General features: G+C 69.8%; 16 protein-coding genes and 1 pseudogene. 5 read left to right on the forward strand and 12 right to left on the reverse strand.

Annotation, left to right across the window (positions count from 1 at the left end; all coding sequences use genetic code 11):
* Positions 1 to 18: 18 nt before the first annotated feature.
* Together IEQ44_RS08800 and IEQ44_RS08805 are read right to left on the reverse strand one after the other, a co-directional pair.
* Positions 19 to 1,086 carry a branched-chain amino acid ABC transporter permease gene (locus IEQ44_RS08800; RefSeq protein ID WP_193638087.1) on the reverse strand — a complete coding sequence of 356 codons (1,068 nt, stop codon included), beginning with the start codon at positions 1,084 to 1,086 and terminating at the stop codon, positions 19 to 21.
* Positions 1,079 to 1,966 carry a branched-chain amino acid ABC transporter permease gene (locus tag IEQ44_RS08805; RefSeq protein ID WP_193638088.1) on the reverse strand — a complete coding sequence of 296 codons (888 nt, stop codon included), beginning with the start codon at positions 1,964 to 1,966 and terminating at the stop codon, positions 1,079 to 1,081. Before IEQ44_RS08805 ends, IEQ44_RS08800 begins: the two co-directional genes overlap by 8 nt.
* Positions 1,967 to 2,222: 256 nt before the next feature.
* Here IEQ44_RS08805 and IEQ44_RS08810 point away from each other — a divergent pair, with 256 nt between their 5' ends.
* Together IEQ44_RS08810 and IEQ44_RS08815 are read left to right on the forward strand one after the other, a co-directional pair.
* On the forward strand, positions 2,223 to 4,085 hold the full coding sequence (locus tag IEQ44_RS08810; RefSeq protein WP_193638089.1) for an acyl-CoA dehydrogenase: 1,863 nt from the start codon (positions 2,223 to 2,225) through the stop codon (positions 4,083 to 4,085).
* Positions 4,085 to 4,969, forward strand: coding sequence for an SDR family oxidoreductase (locus IEQ44_RS08815; RefSeq protein WP_193638090.1), 885 nt, complete (start codon positions 4,085 to 4,087; stop codon positions 4,967 to 4,969). Before IEQ44_RS08810 ends, IEQ44_RS08815 begins: the two co-directional genes overlap by 1 nt.
* A gap of 27 nt (positions 4,970 to 4,996) precedes the next feature.
* On the opposite strand, the gene IEQ44_RS08820 is transcribed toward IEQ44_RS08815, so the two are convergent.
* The 9 genes from IEQ44_RS08820 to IEQ44_RS08860 form a co-directional block, all read right to left on the reverse strand.
* Positions 4,997 to 5,500 (reverse strand): nuclear transport factor 2 family protein, encoded by a 504-nt coding sequence (locus IEQ44_RS08820; protein WP_193638091.1) that lies wholly within the window; start codon positions 5,498 to 5,500, stop codon positions 4,997 to 4,999.
* A 21-nt stretch (positions 5,501 to 5,521) separates the two neighbouring features.
* The gene (locus IEQ44_RS08825) at positions 5,522 to 6,244 is read right to left on the reverse strand and encodes a TetR/AcrR family transcriptional regulator (RefSeq protein ID WP_193638092.1); all 723 of its coding nucleotides are present in this window, start codon (positions 6,242 to 6,244) and stop codon (positions 5,522 to 5,524) included.
* Positions 6,245 to 6,349: 105 nt separating this feature from the next.
* Positions 6,350 to 8,266 (reverse strand): oxidoreductase, encoded by a 1,917-nt coding sequence (locus IEQ44_RS08830; RefSeq protein ID WP_193638093.1) that lies wholly within the window; start codon positions 8,264 to 8,266, stop codon positions 6,350 to 6,352.
* Entirely contained in the window at positions 8,263 to 8,724 is a 462-nt protein-coding gene (locus IEQ44_RS08835) for a Zn-ribbon domain-containing OB-fold protein (RefSeq protein WP_193638094.1), read from the reverse strand. Before IEQ44_RS08835 ends, IEQ44_RS08830 begins: the two co-directional genes overlap by 4 nt.
* A complete protein-coding gene (locus IEQ44_RS08840) occupies positions 8,724 to 9,908 on the reverse strand; it encodes a thiolase C-terminal domain-containing protein (RefSeq protein ID WP_193638095.1) in 1,185 nt (394 codons plus the stop codon). The genes IEQ44_RS08835 and IEQ44_RS08840 overlap by 1 nt, the downstream gene beginning before the upstream one ends.
* Positions 9,905 to 10,381 carry a MaoC family dehydratase gene (locus IEQ44_RS08845; protein ID WP_193638096.1) on the reverse strand — a complete coding sequence of 159 codons (477 nt, stop codon included), beginning with the start codon at positions 10,379 to 10,381 and terminating at the stop codon, positions 9,905 to 9,907. The genes IEQ44_RS08840 and IEQ44_RS08845 overlap by 4 nt, the downstream gene beginning before the upstream one ends.
* A gap of 31 nt (positions 10,382 to 10,412) precedes the next feature.
* Positions 10,413 to 11,573, reverse strand: a complete 1,161-nt coding sequence (locus IEQ44_RS08850; protein ID WP_193638097.1) for an acyl-CoA dehydrogenase family protein — start codon at positions 11,571 to 11,573, stop codon at positions 10,413 to 10,415.
* A 40-nt stretch (positions 11,574 to 11,613) separates the two neighbouring features.
* Positions 11,614 to 13,257 (reverse strand): class I adenylate-forming enzyme family protein, encoded by a 1,644-nt coding sequence (locus tag IEQ44_RS08855; RefSeq protein ID WP_193638098.1) that lies wholly within the window; start codon positions 13,255 to 13,257, stop codon positions 11,614 to 11,616.
* Positions 13,258 to 13,352: 95 nt separating this feature from the next.
* Positions 13,353 to 14,219 (reverse strand): TetR-type transcription factor C-terminal domain-containing protein, encoded by an 867-nt coding sequence (locus IEQ44_RS08860; RefSeq protein ID WP_193638099.1) that lies wholly within the window; start codon positions 14,217 to 14,219, stop codon positions 13,353 to 13,355.
* A gap of 73 nt (positions 14,220 to 14,292) precedes the next feature.
* Here IEQ44_RS08860 and IEQ44_RS18055 point away from each other — a divergent pair.
* The 3 genes and pseudogenes from IEQ44_RS18055 to IEQ44_RS08870 form a co-directional block, all read left to right on the forward strand.
* Positions 14,293 to 14,571 (forward strand): annotated as a pseudogene (locus IEQ44_RS18055) (phosphotransferase); the annotation flags it as partial.
* A 208-nt stretch (positions 14,572 to 14,779) separates the two neighbouring features.
* On the forward strand, positions 14,780 to 15,316 hold the full coding sequence (locus tag IEQ44_RS17685) for a phosphotransferase family protein (protein ID WP_264674463.1): 537 nt from the start codon (positions 14,780 to 14,782) through the stop codon (positions 15,314 to 15,316).
* Between the two features lie 15 nt (positions 15,317 to 15,331).
* Positions 15,332 to 16,537, forward strand: a complete 1,206-nt coding sequence (locus IEQ44_RS08870) for an acyl-CoA dehydrogenase family protein (protein ID WP_193638100.1) — start codon at positions 15,332 to 15,334, stop codon at positions 16,535 to 16,537.
* 36 nt (positions 16,538 to 16,573) lie between these two features.
* Here the strand turns inward: IEQ44_RS08870 and IEQ44_RS08875 are convergent, their stop codons facing one another.
* Positions 16,574 to 18,571 carry an alpha/beta fold hydrolase gene (locus tag IEQ44_RS08875; protein ID WP_193638101.1) on the reverse strand — a complete coding sequence of 666 codons (1,998 nt, stop codon included), beginning with the start codon at positions 18,569 to 18,571 and terminating at the stop codon, positions 16,574 to 16,576.
* Positions 18,572 to 18,693 lie beyond the last annotated feature (122 nt).

Consider the following 18,693-nt stretch of genomic DNA (forward strand, 5'->3'; position numbering starts at 1 on the left):
GCCGGGCACGGGGAACGTTCACGACCGCGACGCCCGGGCCCGGCCGATGCGGTGACGGATCCGTCGCCCCAGGGCCGAGAGGCCGTCGGGCTCGACGATGAGGACGAGGATGATCGCTGCGCCGAAGACGTAGGTCGCTGCTGCGGCCGGCGTCAGCCCCGTGACCGCCCCCTCGGGGGCCAGGAAGGGCAGTGCGTCCCCGTAACGGCGGAGGAACTCGGGCAGGAGCACGAAGAGCGCGCTGCCCACCACGGCACCCACCACCACGGCGGAGGCTCCGCCGAGGATCGCCATCATCAGGATGTTCATGGCCAGGATGAGCGAGAAGCTCTCCTTCACCAGGACACCCGCGACGAGACCGATCAGGATGCCGCTGATGCCGGCGAAGAGGGAGGAGAAGAAGAACGCCTGGGCCTTGTAGCGCCGCACGTTGATCCCCAGGCCGCGGGCCAGGTGCTCGCCGTCGCGGATCGCCTCGAGGGCGAGTCCCACCCGACTGCGTGAGACCAGGGCGGCAAAGGCGAAGCAGATCGCCGCCACACCGGCCACGAAGTACCAGATGTCGGCCTGCTCGTAGAGCTCGTACTCGCCGAACCGGATGTTCTCCACGACCCGACCGGCGGTTCCACCGGTGACCCGCTCGGCCATGCCGAAGAGGTGCGCCCCGAGGAAGACCAGGCCCAGGGTGGCGGCCGCCAACGACAGACCCCCGAGACGGGAGGTGAGCGGGCTGAAGGCGAGGCCCACCACGCCGACCAGCAGGGCCGACAGCACGAAGGCGAGCAGGGGGTCGAGCTCGAGGCCGTCGGTCCGAGCCGTGCTGGGGCCGGCGAGGTAGGCGTACGAGAAGCCGCCCAGGCCCATGAAGAAGGCGTGGCCCAGGGAGAGCTGACCGGCCGAGTAGAGAAGGTTGAACCCGACGACTCCCACGGCGTAGGCAGCCAGGTTCATGAGTGCGGGCAGCCAGGTGCCAGCGACCGACGGCGCGAGGATGACCAGGATCGCGGCCACCACGAGTCCGGCGCCCTTGAGCGCGTTGAGGGTGCGGGTGCGGGTGTGGGCGTGGGCGTGGGTGGCTTCAGACACGATTGACCTCCTGGGTCCCGAAGAGTCCAGCCGGGCGGAACCACAGCACGGCCACCATCAGCACGTAGGTGAGCACCTCGTGGAAGCCGGCGCCGAGGAACTCGAGCTGCGCCTGGTAGCCCTGGGCGAACATCTCCGCGGTGCCGATGAGCAGGCCGCCCACGATGGCGCCGTGCGTGGAGTCGAGACCCCCGATCACCGCCGCCGGGAAGGCACGCAGGGCGACGGCGGCCAGGTCGACGTTGACGCCGGCCGAGGGGAAGGTCGCGAGGAAGACACCGGCGATGACGGCCAGCACCCCGGCCAGCAGCCAGGCGACCACGGACAGCCGGTTGAGCCGGATGCCCATGAGCGGAGCGACGTCACGGCGCTCGGTGGCGGCCCGGAAGGCCACGCCCCACGAGGAGCGCTTGAACCACACGAAGAAGAGCGCCACCACGACCAGCGAGACGACGAGGGCCACCAGGCGGCTCAGTGGGATGTCGACGGCTCCCAGGGAGACCATCTGCGAGCCCCACGGATCCCCGACCGTGCGGATCTGCGTGTTGATCTCGCCGCGGGCGAAGGTCATCAGCACGACGTCCAGGCCGATCGTCATCACGGTGATCGCCAGCGCGGAGCGGCCTGCCATCGACCGCACCAGCACGCGCTCGACCAACAGGTTGAGGGCGACTGCTGCCGCGACTCCCGCCACGAGGGCCAGGAGGAAGTTGACGTGGGCCAGGCGCGTCACCACGTAGGCCCCCAGGAGCAGCACTGCTCCGTGGGAGAAGTTCAGGATCCCGGTCGCCTTGAAGACGATCACGAATCCCAACGCGATGAGTCCGTAGAGGGCCCCTTGCGACAAACCGCTGATCAGCAACTGGAGGAACTCAGCCACTCAGCTCACATCCTCGGGGGGTAGGGGTACCGGCCTCGGGGCCGGGAAGCGGGGGGGGACGCCTGCCCGGGCTGGCCGGGTGAGACGCAAGACACACTCTTGCCCGAACTTGACGCGGGCGTCAAGAGTTTTTCAACACTTATGTTGAAAGAATCAACGCTTCCGTTGAATCTGTCAACGATTCCGTTGATCTACTGACGAGTTGGGCCTAGCCTGCTGGGGTCAGCCGATGCCGGAACCGTTGGAACGGACAACTGTGAGCCACTACAAGAGCAACCTGCGTGACATCGAGTTCAACCTCTTCGAGGTCCTGGGCCGCGACGAGGTCCTGGGCCGCGGACCCTTCTCGGACCTGGACGCCGAGAGCGCGCGCGAGATCCTGCGCGAGGTGGAGCGACTCGCGACCGGCGAGCTGGCGGCCTCCTTCGCCGACAGCGACCGCACTCCCCCGGTGTTCGACCCCAGCACCCACACCGCCCCGGTGCCCGAGTCCTTCGCGGCGAGCTACCGGGCGTGGATGGACGCCGAGTTCTGGCGGCTGCAGATCCCCGAGGTGCTCGGCGGGACCCCGGCGCCCTCGAGCCTCAACTGGGCCCTGGGCGAGATGGTCCTGGGCGCCAACCCCGCGCTGTGGATGTATGCCGTGGGCACCACCTTCAGCAAGCTCGTGCTGCGCAACGGCAACGAGCGGGACGCCCGCGTCGCCCAGATCATGGTCGAGCGCCAGTGGGCCGCCACCATGGTCCTCACCGAGCCCGACGCCGGCTCCGACGTGGGCGCCGGCCGCGCCAAGGCCACCCCCAACGAGGACGGCTCCTGGCACGTCACCGGCGTCAAGCGCTTCATCACCTCGGGCGAGCACGACATGAGCGAGAACATCGTGCACCTGGTGCTCGCCCGTCCCGAGGGCGTCGAGGGTGCCGGCGGCCCCGGCACCAAGGGCCTCTCCCTCTTCTGGATGCCCAAGCACCACTTCGACCACGCGACCGGTGAGCTCACGGGTGAGCGCAACGGGATCTACGCGACTGCCGTCGAGCACAAGATGGGCCTGAAGGCCTCCAACACCTGTGAACTCACCTTCGGTGACCCCCAGATCGGCGGCGGCGAGCCCGCTCGGGGCTGGCTCCTGGGCGAGGTCCACGACGGCATCGCGCAGATGTTCGACGTCATCGAGTACGCCCGGATGATGGTCGGCACCAAGGCGATCGCGACCCTCTCCACGGGCTACCTCAACGCTCTCGAGTACGCCAGGACCCGCGTCCAGGGCGCCGACCTCACCCGGCAGTCCGACAAGACCGCCCCGCGCGTCACCATCACCCACCACCCCGACGTGCGCCGCTCGCTGATGACCCAGAAGTCCTTCGCGGAGGCCATGCGTGCGCTGGTGCTCTACACCGCCTCCTGGCAGGACAGCGTGATGCTCACCGAGCACGCGGGCGAGGTCGACGACCTGGCCGGCGCCGTCAACGACTTCCTGCTCCCGATCGTCAAGGGCTACGGCTCGGAGCGCTCCTGGGTGCTCCTGGGCACCGAGTCGCTGCAGACCTTCGGCGGCTCCGGCTTCCTGCAGGAGTACCCGATCGAGCAGTACGTGCGCGACGCCAAGATCGACACCCTCTACGAGGGCACCACCGCCATCCAGGGCCAGGACTTCTTCTTCCGCAAGATCGTCAAGGACCAGGGCCGCGCCCTGGGCCACCTGACGCGGGAGATCGAGTCCTTCATCGCCTCCTCCGAGGGCGACGAGCGCCTCAAGGTCGAGCGTGGCCTGCTGGCCACGGCCCTCGAGGACGCCCATGCCGTGGTGCGCCGGATGACCGACGACCTCTCCGCCTCCCGGGAGGAGGCCCGCGCCGTCTACAAGGTCGGGCTCAACGCCACCCGGTTGCTGATGGTGATGGGTGACGTCCTGTGCGCCTGGCTCCTGCTCCGGCAGGCCGAGGTCGCCCTCGCCGCGCTCGACGCCGGTGCCACGGGAGCCGACCGCGACTTCTACTCCGGCAAGGTCGCCGCAGCCTCCTTCTTCGCGACCACGATGCTCCCGCGAGTCACCGCGGAGCGCGCCGTCGCCGAGCGGACGGACCTGGCCATCATGGACCTGCCTGAGGGGGCCTTCTGATGGCGTTGCAGGAGCTCCGTGGACGGACCGCGTTGGTCACCGGTGGCGCCAGGGGGATCGGTCTGGCGCTCACCTCCGCCCTGCGCGCGGAGGGGATGCGCGTGGTGGTCACGGACCAGGACGAGCAGGCCCTCGCCGATGCGGTGCGGGAGCTGGGCAGCGACGACGTCCTGCCCCGAGTCCTCGACGTCAGTTCCCCCGAGGCGTGGGAGGAGGTCGTCGACGAGGTGTGGCGCCAGGTCGGCCCCGTCGACCTGCTCGTCAACAACGCGGGCATGGGCGTGGGCGCCGCCCCCGGGACCTCACCGCCGCGGGTGTGGGAGCTGCCCGTGGAGAAGTTTCGGCAGGTGGTCGACGTCAACCTGGTCGGCACGCTGCTGGGCATGCGGGCGTTGCTCCCCCGGATGATCGCGCGAGGCACCCCTGCGCACGTGGTCAACGTCGCCAGCATGGCTGGGTTCCTGGCCCCACCGGGTCTCGGGGCGTACGCGGCGTCGAAGTTCGCCGTGGTGGCGCTCTCGGAGGTGGCGGCTGCCGAGCTGCAGGAGCACGGGATCGGCCTCTCCGTCGTGAGTCCCGGCGGCGTGGCGACCCCCTTCAACGAGTCGGCGCGCCGCTTCGGGAGCTCGCCGCAGCCCACGAGGCCCACCGACCCGGCGGCGACGGACGCCCGGAAGATGGCCCCGGCCTCGGTTGCTGACCGGGTGGTCCGTGCGATCGTCGCGGGCGACCTCCACGTCTTCAGCCACCCGGAGTACGCCCCGCTGGTGGCGGAGCGCCAGGCGGCGATCGCCGCCGCGTTCGGCACGTCGGCGGAGCCGGGGTACCGGGACCCGGAGGACCTCCTGTCCCGCTCCCGGAGCCCGCTGCACCGCCCGGGCTGAGGGCCCGGGCGGTGGACGGAGAATCCCTCAGGCCGACTGGGGCCGCTGGAACATCGCGTACGCGGGGTCCTGCTCGCCCAGGGCCCCGCGCAGCCACTCCGGGCCGCACGGCATCCGCGGGTCGCCACCGGCCAGGTGCTCCCAGTCGAGGATCACCAACCGCTTCGCGATGCGCCACCGGCCGTCGCGGCGCTCGAAGGTGTCTGCGTAGCGCAACCCGGAGAGCACCGGTGCGTCGCCGATGAGCTCGCGTCGGTAGATGGAGAAGGTCTCGACCCTGGCCGTGTCTCCGTCCACCTCGATGTAGGGGGTCCCCATCAGGTGGTAGGTGCTGACCAGCTTGGCCGCCAGCGCGTGCATGTAGTCGATCAGTCCGTCGAGCCCACCCTTGTAGCGACCGTGGTCGTCGTAGGCGTCCTCGTGGTAGCACTCGCGGACCGTGTCGAAGTCGCGCCGGTCGACGGCGTGCGCGTAGCGGGCGATGACGTTCTGGATCTCGAGCCGGCTGGCCAGCTCGTCGAGGTCGGTCACAGGATCTCCATCTCGGTCGGTTCAGTCGGGCGGAGCGTCGTGCTCCCCCGTGTCGGTCGGGGCGTCGGCCCTCTCGGCCTCCTGGGGCCCCGCCCCGTCCTCAGGACGTCGCTCGACACCCCGCAGGAAGACGGTCGCGAACTCCTCGGCGATCTCGGCGGGTTCGAACTGCCCGGGCCGGTACCACCGGTGCGTCCAGTTGATCATTCCCCACATGGCGTGGGCCACGAGGACAGGATTGAGGTCGGGCCGGAAGGCCCCCTGGGTCACGCCGTCACGGATGAGGTCGAGGAGGGCCTCCTCGAACTCTCGGGTCTGCTTGAGCATCGTCTGCGCCCAGGGGTCGTCCCGGTCCGAGATCCGGGTCATGTCCTCCTGGATGTAGACGAAGACCTGGGGGTAGTTCTCGTGGAACGAGACCAGGGCGTTGTGGATGAGGTTGCGGATCCTCTCGCTGGGGCTCAGGTCCGAGCTGCCCAGCCCCCGCACCATCTCCAGATTGCGGCCGGTGACACCGGCCACCGACTCCTGGAGGATCTCGTTCTTGCTGGGGAAGTAGTAGTAGAGCGAGGCGCGGTCCATGCTCACTGCCTCGGCGATGTCACCCAGGGTGGTGGCGTCGAAGCCCTTCTCCTTGAAGAGGACGGTGGCTGCGGAGACCACCTGGGCACGCTTCTCGAGGTAGGCGGCGTTGCCCTCCTGCTGCGCCAGTGCTCGACGACGGGCGATGTTGCTCTGGGACATGCTTCTCCTCACGACGGGTGGCGCCGATTCTAGGAGCGGCGGGAGGGGCGGTGCCGGAGGTCGGCCCGGGTGCTCCGTGGGGGAGGAGCACCCGGACCGACAGGATCAGACCAGGCGACCGATGCGCGCGCCCTCGGAGATGGCGTCGATGTGCTCGCCCTTCTCGACGGCGTCGCCCACCACGTAGGTCCTGGGCACGGCCTGGCGCAGCTCGTCCAGCAGGGCCGCGTCGACCGTGCTGGCTCCGCTCAGGACGAGCAGATCCGCGGGGACCGTCTCCACGCCTTCCGACCCCACCAGTTCGATCGTGCGCGACGTGATCGCACCGATCCTGGTGTGGGTCCGTTGGTCGACGCCCTTCTCCTTCAGCCGCTCCAGCAGCGTGCCGCGGACGATGCCGGTCAGCATCGGGGCCACCTTGCGACCGTCCGTGCTGACGACCACCTGGTTGCTGCGTCCCTCGGTGAGGAGGTCGGCGAGCTCGCAGCTGCGGGTGTCGGCACCGAGCACCACGACGGACGCACCGTCGGGCACCTCTCCGGTCAGGAGGTCGTCGACCTGGGCGACGCTGCCCTGGCTGGTGGTGCGACAGCCGGACTCCCCCGTCGCCAGGACGACGGCGGTCGGGTCCCGCTCCAGGACCACGGACGCGGTGGCCTCCTCGCCCGTCACCACCTCGACGCCGTGCTTGGCGAGCTGGGTCGAGTAGAAGTCGACGAGGCGGGTCAGGTCCTTCTTGTGTGGAGCACGGGAGGAGACGACCAGCTGGCCACCCAGCTCCGCGTCGCGCTCGAGGAGCGTGACCCGGTGACCCCGCTGGGCAGCGACGAGGGCAGCCTCGAGACCGGCCGGCCCTGCCCCCACCACGACGACGTGACCGGGCTCGGCCACGGGCTCGATGGCGTACTCGCGCTCTCGCCCCAGGGCCGCGTTGGACATGCAGACCAGCGGCTGGTCACGGAGCACGCCCCGGTTGACGCAGTCCAGCAGGCACGGGCACGGACGTACGTCCTCCGGCTGGCCGTCACGCACCTTCCTCGGCAGGTCGGGGTCGGCCATGAGCGCCCGGCCGATGCAGATGAAGTCGGCCTCGCCGGCCGCCAGGACATCTTCACCCTGCTCAGGGGTGAGCTTGCCCGCGACCATCACCGGGAAGGAGACGACTTCCTTGATGGCGGCCGCGACGGGGACCAGGAACTTCGGCGGCGTGTACAGCGTGTGCATGGTCGCCTCGTAGTGCGGGCTCCCGGCCGAGATGCTGATCGCGTCGTAGCCGGCCTCCTCCGCCAGACGGGCGAAGGCGCGGCTCTCCTCCAGGGTGACACCGTTGGGCGTGTCGAACTCCACGCCGTTGATGCGCAGCCAGACCGGGAAGTCGTCGCCCGTGAGGCGCTTGGTGGCCTTGACGATGTCCACGAGGATGCGGAAGCGGTTCTCCACGCTGCCGCCGTACTCGTCGGTGCGGAAGTTGGTGAAGCCGGAGAGGAACTGGCTCAGCAGGTAGACGTGGGCGCCGTGGATCTCGACACCCTCGAAGCCGGCCCGCTGGGCCCGGTGGGCCGCCTCGGCGAACCCCCGGACGGCGTCACGGATGTCGGAGAGCGTCATCTCGATCGGCACCTCGCGCTTGCGCGCGGCCACCGGGGAGGGCCCCATGGGCGCCCGTCCGGTGAGGTCGCGCCGCACCTCACGCCCGCCGTCACCCAGCTGGATGGCGGCGCGGGCACCGTTGTCCTTGATGACGCCGGCCAGCTCGGTCAGGCCGGGGAGGTAACGGTCGTCGCTGATGTCGAAGTAGGTCTTGAACATCTTGCCGCCGGGCAGCGGCATGGAGGCCTCGACGATGACCAGCCCGGCGCCACCCCGGGCCCGAGCGGCGTAGTAGTCCTTGGCACGCTCGGTGACGAAGCCGTCCTCGCTCCCGTAGCCCATGAGCATCGGGGGCAGCACGACGCGGTTGGGGATCTCCAGCGTCCCGATCCGGCCGGGCCGGAAGAGGTGGCGCTCGACGTCGCAGGTCATGACTCCTCCCCCGCGCCGCTGCCGACCAGCCGGAACTTGGGCAGCGTGACCTCGTCGGTCACGTCGTCGAAGACGACCTCGACCGGCATGCCGATCTCGAGCTCGTCAGGGTCGCAGTCGACCATGTTGGAGACGATGTGGGCCCTGCCCGCGTCCTCGAGCTCCACGATCACCACGACGATGGGGTACTGGTCGGCCGGCCACGAGAACATCGGGACCGACCGTGGCTCGTAGCCACGCACCACGGTGAAGGTGTGGATCGTGCCCCGGCCGGAGACCTGGGTCCACTGCGACTCGGTCGAGCGGCAGGCCGGGCACATCAGCTGGGGCGGGAAGCGGAACTTCTTGCAGTCCGAGCACTGCTGGATGCGCAGCTCGTGCTTCTTCGCGGCGTCGTAGAACTCACGCGCACCGTTGGCGTAGAAGCGCGGGAGCGGGCGGTCGTACTTGGTGGTCATCAGTTGCCTCCACGGTCGGTGCCGAGAATCACGGCGCTGGTCGGGGTCGGGACCGAGCTCGTGACCAGGCACAGCTCGGCGTCCGTGACCTGGCTCGTCGAGGTCCCACGGATCTGCTTCACGCCCTCGACCACGTGGTTGAAGCCGTGGATCGAGGCCTCCGACAGCATGCCGCCGCTGGTCGTGATCGGCAGCGAGCCGCCGAGCTCGACGTTGCCGTTCTCCACGAAGGCACCGCCCTCGCCCTTGGCGCAGAAGCCGTAGTCCTCCAGCTGGAGCAGGACGTTGACCGTCGAGCAGTCGTAGATCTGGGCCACGTCGATGTCGGCGGGCTTCACGCCGGCCATGCCGAAGACCTTTGGGGCGACGTAGTGCGCCGGGGAGACCGTCGGGTCGTCCTTGAAGAGGTGCATCTCCCAGTTGAGCGACGGCGTCGGGCCGAGGCCGGCCGCCGCGCCGTGGATGACCACGGGCTTGTTGCGGGAGTCGCGGGCCTGCTCCACCGAGCTCACCAGCACCGCGGCAGCGCCCTCGCAGTCGCTGAGGGTCACGTCGTCGACGCCCAACCGTCCCGACACCCGGTTGGCCCGGGCGTGGTCCTCGAGCGTCAGCGGCACGTCGCGCAGGATCGCGTTGGGGTTGCGGTTGGCCGCCTTGCGGATGGCGACCGCGATGGCGCCCAGCTGCTCGGTGGTCGTGCCGTACTTGGCGCGGTGCGTCTCGTAGGTGAGGGCGTAGGTGTCCATCATCGAGAGCCAGCCGTAGGGCCGCATGAAGTCGGCGACTCCACCCTCCATCGCCCAGACGGTCGCGGAGTTCCGCTTCGCGAAGTGGGTCATGTCGTAGAGCGTGAACGCCCGGTAGACGATGACGTTCTTGGCCAGGCCCGAGGAGACCGCCGCTGCAGCGGCGCCGATGGCGGCTGCGCCGGACCCGCCGTAGAAGGGGATCTCGACGGAGAAGGAGAGGTCCTTCATGCCGAGGTTCTGGAGCAGGATCTGGTCGTTGCCCGAGCCGTCGATCGAGTAGCGGACGATCCCGTCGATGTCCTCGACGGCGATCCCGGCGTCGTCGGCGGCCTTCTGGATCGCCTCGAGCGCCAGGGCCAGACGGTTGCGCGAGGCGCCCTCGGCGAAGGTGGTCTCACCGATGCCGGTGATGGCTGCGCGTCCGGAAAGAGTCATCGGGCGGCCTCGCTCTCGTCGGCCCGGCGTCCCACGAGGATCTTCTGCACGTAGGAGGCGCAGACCTCGTCACGCTGGTTCTTGACCTCGCAGGCGTAGGTGATGATGCCGCGCCCGTTGCTCTTCGGCTCCAGGCCGACGACCTCGCCCTCCCAGTGGATGGTGTCGCCGATGAGGGTGGGGTTCTTCATCCGGATCTCGTCCATCGCCAGGAACGCGATGAAGCTCTTCGGGGCGAACGTGTTGGGCCCCATCCACATGCACATCGAGCCACCCAGGCTCATGGTGAGCATGCCGTGGGCGATCCGCTGGCCGAAGCTGCTGGCCGCCGCATACTCCTTGTCGACGTGGATCGGGTGCCAGTCGCCGGTGATCATGGCGAAGTTGACGACGTCACTCTCGGTGATCGTGCGCGACGGGCTGACCAGTCGCTCACCGACGGTGTAGTCCTCGAAGGACTCGCGTTCCTGCATGGTTCTCGGTCCAATCTGTGGGTCGGGGGGATCAGTACGACTTCGGGAGGCCGAGGCGCTCACCGATGAGGTTCTTGACGGCGTTGTTGGTCACCGGGGCAAAGGTGTAGCGCCCGTCGCGCAGGTAGTAGCTCATGTTGAACTCGAGCGTGTGGCTGTAGCCGCCGAGGATGTCCATGCACTCGTTGACCACCCAGATGCAGGTCTCGGAGGCGAGAAGCTTGGCGCCCGACGACTCCATCTCCGCCGGCTTCCCCTCGCTCTGCAGCCACGCCGCCCGGTAGACCGTCTGACGCACGGCCTGGAGCCGCACCCAGATCTCGGCGAGCTTGTGCTGCACGGCCTGGAACTGGCCGATGGGCCGGTTGAACGCGGTGCGGGTCTTCGCGTACTCCAGCGCCTCGTCGAAGGCGGCCTGAGCGATGCCCAGCGCCATGGTGGCGGCGCCGATCCGCTCGTCGTTGAGCACGTTGAAGAGCGAGTAGAGACCCTTGTGCACCTCGCCGAGCACCATCTCCTCAGGCACTCGAACGTCGTCGAAGACCACGTTGTTGGCACCCGTGGTGCGCTGGGCGAAGAGGGGGATCTGGGTGATCGTCAGGCCCGGGGCGTCGGTGGGCACGAGGAACATGGTGACGCCGTAGCTGCCGCGCTTCTCGAAGTTGTCGGTGCGCACGACGGCGATCACGTAGTCGGCGATGTGGGCACCGGTGGTGAAGATCTTGGCGCCGTTGATCACCCAGCTGCCGTCGGCGTCCTGCTTGGCACGCGTACGCATGGCGCCCAGCACGTCGGTGCCGCCGTCGGGCTCGGTGAGGGAGAGCCCCACGAAGCTCGTGCCGGCCATCAGGCCGGGCAGGATCCTCTCCTGCTGCAGGGGGGTCCCGAGCTCGGCCAGGGTGCGGACGCCGAAGCACATGGTGGTGAAGTAGGCCATCGCCGGACCACCCATCACCCGGGCTGCCTCCTCGAGGCAGAGCATGGCGTCGAGGCTGCTGCCTCCGGCGCCACCCAGCTCCTCGGGGGCCAGGATGCTGAGGTAGCCGTGGTCACCCAGCGCCTGCATCGCCTCCCAGGGCCACTCGGAGTTGTCCTCCAGCTCACGGAAGTGGGAGGGGCTGAAGCGCCCGCGGAGCACGTCGCGCACACCGGCGACCATCGCCTGCTGCTCGTCTGAGATGTCGAAGTCCATCGGAGGTGTTCCTTCGCTTGGGGGGGGGTGAGGGCGCCGGTCAGGCGCTGGTGGACTGCTCGAGGTCGAGCAACGTGCGGCTGCGCAGGGCCTGCTTGTCGAACTTGCCGGTCGGCGTCACGATCCAGTCGTTGTGGCCGACGATCACGAAGCGCTTCGGGATCTTGTAGCCAGCGAGCTTGCCGCGGCAGAAGTCGCGCAGCTCGTCCTCGGTGACGCTCACGCCGTCGTGCAGCTCGACCATGGCAGTGACGGCCTCACCCCACTTGGGGTCGGGCAGCCCGAAGACCTGCGCGGTGCGGACGTACGGCGTCTCGGTCTGCAGGAAGAGCTCGACCTCGCGGGCGGAGACGTTCTCCCCGCCGGTCTTCACGGTGTCCTTGAGCCGACCGCGGTAGTAGGTGTAGCCGGCGTCGTCGACGAAGGCGAAGTCACCGGTGTGGAAGAAGCCTTCGTCGTCGATCGCGGCCTCGGTCTGGTCGGGCATCTTGTAGTAGCCCTTGAAGAGGCCTGGGCCCTTGACGCAGATCTCGCCGATGGTGCCGGTCGGCACCCGCTCGCCGGTGACGGGGTCGACGATCTTCTGCTCGACGCCCTCCATCGGACGGCCGTGCGACTGCTTCATGCGCTCGCGGTCGGCGCGGTCGCGGTAGGGGAAGACGTTGGAGAGGTACTCCGAGCAGCCGTAGATGTTGCCGTGGTGCTCGATGCCGAGCTGGGCGATCTCGTCGAACGTCGCGGGGTCGTTGCCCATGAGGGCCCGGGTGAGGCTGCTGAGGTCGTAGCGGCTGACCTCGGGGTGGCGCACCATCATCAGGTAGTGCACGTCGAAGCCCCACGTGACGGTGACCTTCTCCTTCTCGATGAGCTCGAGGGCGACCTGGGGCTCGAACCAGTCCAGCAGGATCTGGGCGCCGCCCCGGATCCACGGCACGACGAAGAGCAGCTGGCCCGAGGCGTGGTAGGTGGTGCCGTAGTTGAGCATCACGTCGGTCTCGGAGAACTCCACCGCGTCGGCGTAGTTGGCGCAGTTCGACAGGAAGCTGGAGTGGGAGTGGACCACCGGCTTGGGGAACCCGGTGGAGCCGGAGGTGGGGAGGCAGAGCACGGGGTCGTCGGGCGAGACGTCGTCCGTCAGGCGCAGCATCTCGTCACGGTCGTACGCCTGCCCCGCCGCACGGACGTCCGCGAAGGTGCGCGCGTAGCCCCGGGAGGCGTCGGAGTGGACGGTGACGACGCCGCGCAGCGTCGGCGCCTCTTCCAGCTCGAGCTCGCCGAAGACGCCCGAGGCGAGGCCGGGCAGTGCCTCCTCGAGACCCGCCAGCACCTGGTTGCTCCGGAACTCCTCCATCGTGATGAGCAGGTCGGGGTCGGTGAGCCGGAAGGACTGGATGAACTCGCGGGCGGTCCAGGTCAGGTTGAGCGGGATGAGCACCGCTCCCAGGCGCTGGAGCGCCAGCACCATCGTGGCGAACTCCTCCGAGGCACCCACGATGGCGGCGACCCTGCTCCCGTGGCCGATCCCGATCGCGCGCAGACCGGCAGCCACCTGGAAGACGTCGTGCTGCAGCTCGGCGTAGGTCCACCGACGCTCACCCGCCACCAGGGCTTCGCGGGTGGGCTTCTCGGCGCACGTGTAGTCGAAGACACGGGCCAACGTCTGGCCTGACCATTCGTAGAACATGGGGACTCCCGATCGCCTATCAACGCTTGTGTTGATATGTGACCACGAGCACCCATGGCTGTCAACACTAATGTGGAAAGTAGTTGACGCCGCCCTCAGATCCCGAGCATGGCGAGGGCCAGGCGGGCGTACTCCCGAGCCACCTCCGACGGGCTCGTGGCACCTCCCTCCCGGAACCAGCTCGGCAGCGAGGTGCACATGCTGGCGATCGCCCGGGTCCGGGTGCGCAGGGTCTCCGGGTCCTCGACCCCTCCCGCCGCCGTCACCGCGCGAACCGCCTGGTCGTCGAGCAGGGCCTGCACCCCGGAGCGCAACCCGGCGAAACGGGCTCTCTCGCCCGCGGGCAGCCCGCGCATCTCACTCGCACCGAGGAACACCAGGTGCCGACGCTCCACGTGCACGAGCGCCAGCGCCTCGACCATGGCGCCGAACTTCTCGACCTCTCCCTCCGTCTGGTCCCGGGCCGCCACGACGCGCCACCGGATCTCGACCATGGCGCGGTCGAAGAGGTCGATGAGCAGGTCCGCCTTGCTGGCGTGGTGGTGGTAGACGCCGGCGACGCTCAGGCCCGCCGCGGCCGCCACGTCGCGCATGGTCGCACCGTGGAAACCCTTCTCGACGAAGACCTCGAGCGCGGCGGCCAGGATCGGGTCGAGCCCCAGGTCGGGGTAGGCGCGCCAGTCCCGTCCGGGACGCTCCTCCGGCCGAGGATGCGTCCTCCTGCCCTCGGCTCCCACGAGGGTGAGTCGCCCCTCGGCCAGCCGCGACAACGGGACGTCCAGCAGCTGCGCCGCCTGCGCCAGTCGCTGGACCGTCAGGGGCGTCCGTCCGGTCTCCTGCGCGCTGAGGGTCGCGGGCGACACCCCGAGCTGTCGCGCCAGGGCGCGGAGGCTGACCCCGCGCGACTCACGCGCGCTGCGCAGCGCTGCACCGGGCGCGGCCCCTGGCACGTGTTCAGTCATACCGAACACTATGCCAAACCATCTGACTCAGACCGCTGGTCTGACCGATCGCTTGATCACTACCGTGGGCTGCATGACGACCCCCGCCCACACCCTCGCCGGGGCCGACCGACTCGGCCCCGCCCTCGCCCGCCTCTCGGGTGACGACCGCTGGCTCGACCTCCGGGTCGACCTCATCAGCGGAGGCAAGTCCAACCTCACCTTCACCGTCACCTCCCCAGCCGGAGAGTGCATCCTGCGCCGGCCCCCGGAGGGCAACCTCCTTCCCACGGCCCACGACATGATGCGCGAGGCCCGCGTGCAGCAGGCGCTGGCCGACTCCCCGGTCCCGACCGCCCGTGTCCTCCTGGTCGACGAGGGCGAGCTGATCGGCGTCCCGTGCTACGTGATGGAACGCGTGGAGGGCCACGTGATCCGCGACCGGATGCCCTCGGGATACGCCGAGACGCCGGAGGAGCGCCGCCGCCTCTCCTTCGCCTTCGCCGACACCCTGGCCCACCTCCACGCCGTCGACCCCCGCCGCGGTCGGTCTCGCCGACTACGGCCGGCCCGAGGGCTTCCTGGAGCGCCAGGTCCGACGCTGGACCTCGCAGTGGGAGAAGAGCCGCTTCGAGGAGGTGCCGGAGGTCGAGGAGCTCGGCCGGCGCCTCGCCGCGGAGGTGCCCACCGAGTCCCGCAGCGGGATCATCCACGGCGACTACCGGCTCGACAACGTCGTCTACGACCTCGCCGAGCCCGGCCGGATCAACGCCGTGCTCGACTGGGAGCTCTCCACGCTCGGCGACCCCATGACCGACCTCGGGCTGTTGATGCTCTTCTGGCGCGACCCCAGCGAGGGGCCGCTCTCGATGATCCCCGGCGTCACCCACCTGCCCGGGTTCGCCAACCGTGCCGAGATGCTGGACCGCTATGCCGCCGTCTCGGGCGCGGACCTCTCGGCCGTCGACTTCCACCAGGCCTTCGCCCACTTCAAGTTCGCCGCGATCGTGCAGGGCGTCGCCGCCCGATCCCGAGCCGGCGCGATGGCCGGCCAGGACTTCGGCGACCTCGACGACCAGGTGCGCGCCCTGGGGGCCGCCGGCCTCCAGCACCTCTGACCGAAAGGAACGACCATGGACTTCACTCCCTCGCAGAAGGCCCTCGAGACCACGGAGGAGATGTGGGACTTCATGCGCACCCACGTCTTCCCCGCCGAAGCCGTGTGGAGCGACTACCTGCGCGCTCACGGTGAGCACGAGCACCCGCCCGTGATGGAGGAGCTCAAGGCCGAGGCGCGACGCCGCGGCCTGTGGAACCTCTTCCTCCCCCAGCTCTCGGGACTCTCCAACCTCGAGTACGCAGGGGTGGCAGAGATCTCGGGCTGGTCACCGGTGCTGGCTCCCGAGGCCATCAACTGCAACGCCCCGGACACCGGCAACATGGAGACCCTCGAGCTCTTCGCGACCCCCGAGCAGCGTGCGCAGTGGCTGGAGCCGCTCCTGGCGGGCGAGATCCGCTCTGCCTTCGCCATGACCGAGCCCGACGTCGCCTCCTCCGACGCCACCAACATCACGACCCAGATCGTGCGTGAAGGCGACGACTACGTGATCAACGGGCGCAAGTGGTTCATCACCGGCGTCGCCGACGAGCGCTGCAAGATCTTCATCGTCATGGGCAAGACCGACCCCACCGCCGAGGTGCACCGACAACAGTCGATGATCCTGGTGCCACGCGACACCCCGGGCGTGGAGATCGTCCGCCACCTGCCGCTCTTCGGCTTCCAGGACCAGCACGGCCACTCCGAGATCGTCTTCCGTGACGTGCGGGTGCCCGCGAGCAACCTGCTCTCCGGCGAGGGTGAGGGCTTCGCCATCGCCCAGGCCCGTCTGGGTCCCGGACGCATCCACCACGCCATGCGGGCCATCGGCATGGCTGAGCGCGCGCTCGCCCTGATGGTCGACCGCGCCAAGTCGCGCGTCGCCTTCGGCAAGCACCTCTCGGAGCAGGCCAACGTGCAGGACCTCATCGCCCAGTCGCGCATCGAGATCGACCAGGCCCGCCTCCTCGTGCAGAAGGCCGCGTGGCTGATCGACCAGGGTGGGGCAGCGAACGCCCGCACGGAGATCTCCGAGATCAAGGTCGCGGCCCCGGCCGTGGCGGTGGCGGTCATCGACCGCGCGATCGAGATCCACGGGGCGGCCGGGCTCTCCGACGACACTCCCCTGGCCTTCTTCTACGCGTGGGCGCGCGCCCTGCGTGTGGTGGACGGACCGGACGCGGTGCACCGCCGCACGATCGCACGCATGGAGCTGAAGCGGACGCCGCCCCACGTGGGCTGACCCGGCTCGACCACGGGGCCGAGCCAGGGCTGCCCCTCAGCCCAGCTCGGCCTCGTGCTCCTTGCGATACCAGCGGATCGCCTCGGGACGACCGTCGCGCACCTTGGCCGCCCACTGCGCGTCGGAGATCAGGGCCCGTCCCACGGCGACCAGGTCGGCCTCCCCCGACGTCACCAGGTCCACGACCCGCGACAAAGGCACCGCCGGCGCCACGACCTCCCTCTCCGACCGGAAGGGGGCCGTGACCCCGACCGACCCGACGGCGATCACCGGCAGGCCGGTCAGGTGACGCGTCCAGCCGGCCAACGTGCGCTCCGAGCCGGCGAAGGCGGGCGTCCAGCAGCGCCGCGTCGAGGGATGCAGGACGCTGGCGCCCGCGGCGACGATGGGCTCCAGCCACACAGCCAGCTCGTCGGGGTCGGCGGCGTTGGTCGCTTCGTAGTCGGTCAGCTTCCACTGCGAGAAGCGGTAGGACAGCGGCGCCGCGGGGCCGATCGCGTCGCGCACGGCAGCGGTGACGAGCGCCCCCAGCGTGCTCCTGGCCCGCAGGTCACCACCGAAGCGGTCCTGCCGCAGGTTGGTGCCGCTCCACTGGAACTCGTCGATCAGGTAGCCGTGGCCAGCGTGGATCTCGACCCCGTCGAAGCCCGCCTCCATCGCCGACGCCGCAGCCGCCGCGTAGGCCGCCACGATCTCGTCGATCTCAACGGTGGTCAGCGGCTCGCCGACGCGACGACCGCGCAGGTCGATGCCCGAGGGGCTCACGACGGGGGCCTCAGGCACCGGCGGACGACCGGCGCGGCGCACTCCGCCGACGTGCCACAGCTGTGCCAAGATCCGACCGCCCTCCGCGTGCACCCGGTCGGTGACCGCCCGCCAGGCGGCGACCGCACCCGGCGCCGCCATCTCCGGGACGTCCGGATAGGTGCCGGCGCTCGCGTGCGGCACGTAGATGCCCTCGCTGATCACCAGCCCGACGCCGGCCGCCACCCGGCGTGCGTAGTAGTCGACGACGTCGGCGCCGGGCACCCCACCGGGGCACGCGTTGCGGGTCATCGGCGCCATGACGATCCGGGACCCCAGCTCGAGCTCGCCCAGTCGGAAGGGCTCGAAGAGCGGGCCCACCGCGCCCACGTCGCCGAGCGCCGTCGCGGTCGCCGCCGGACGCCGGATGAGGTCGAGGAAGGCGAGCAGGTGCTCGACGACGAGGTCCGGTCGCACCCAGGGACGGTGGTGCTGGGTGCCGGGGAGCGTCCGCACGTCGAGCTGCGGCAGGGCGTCGCAGAAGGCCGTGACGTTCCTGTCGTCGAGGAAGCGGGACTCCTCGGTGCGCAGCAGCAGCGACGGGACCTGAGTGCGCCGCGCCTGGGCGTACATCAGCTCGGTGTCGCGCTCGAGCCCGTCGGCCACCGCGTCGACGATTGCGGTGTCCCAGGGCCAGGTCCAGCGGCCGTCAGCCTCCTGGTTCAGGCCGCGCGCCAGCCCTGCGGGGGTCATCGGCCGACCCACCAGGCCGCTCATCTCGCGCGCCGCCTCCTCGAGGTCGGCGAACCCGTCGGCCGTACGCCGGAAGAAGGCGTTGCTCTCCCAGTCGGGCACCATGTCGGGCACCGCGTCGATGATCACCAGCCCGACCAGGCCGGCCGGCCGCCGACCGGCGGTCGTCAGGGCGACCTTGCCCCCGTGGCTGTGGCCCACCAGGACGACCGGACCGACGAGGTCGGCCGCGAGGTCGTCGAGGAGCAGGGCCAGGTCGGCCACGGAGTCGGTGAGGTCATAGCTGCCCGACGGGGACCAGTCGCTCTCCCCGTGCCCCCGCTGGTCGAGCGTCAGCACACGGACCCCCTTCTCGGCGAGCGAGGTCGCCACCTCCCTCCACTGCGCGCGCGACTGCCCGCCTCCGTGGAGCAGGACCATCGTCGCCGTCGCGCGCAGATGGGTGGGCTCGAAGGTGTCAAGGGCGAGGCTGACGTCGCCGGCGCCGGGGCGTCTGGTCGTGGTGATGCGCACGTCGGTCGTCGTCGGGGTGTTCATCCAGGCCTCTCGGGGATCACGCGTGGGGTCGGCCGAGGGACTCAACAGGAGTCAACATGGCCGTTGACAATGCTGGTGAACAACGTGCACCATGGGCCCGCGGCTGTCAACACTTCCGTGGA

This window comes from Nocardioides malaquae, from assembly GCF_015070385.1.
GTDB classification, from domain to species: domain Bacteria; phylum Actinomycetota; class Actinomycetes; order Propionibacteriales; family Nocardioidaceae; genus Nocardioides; species Nocardioides malaquae.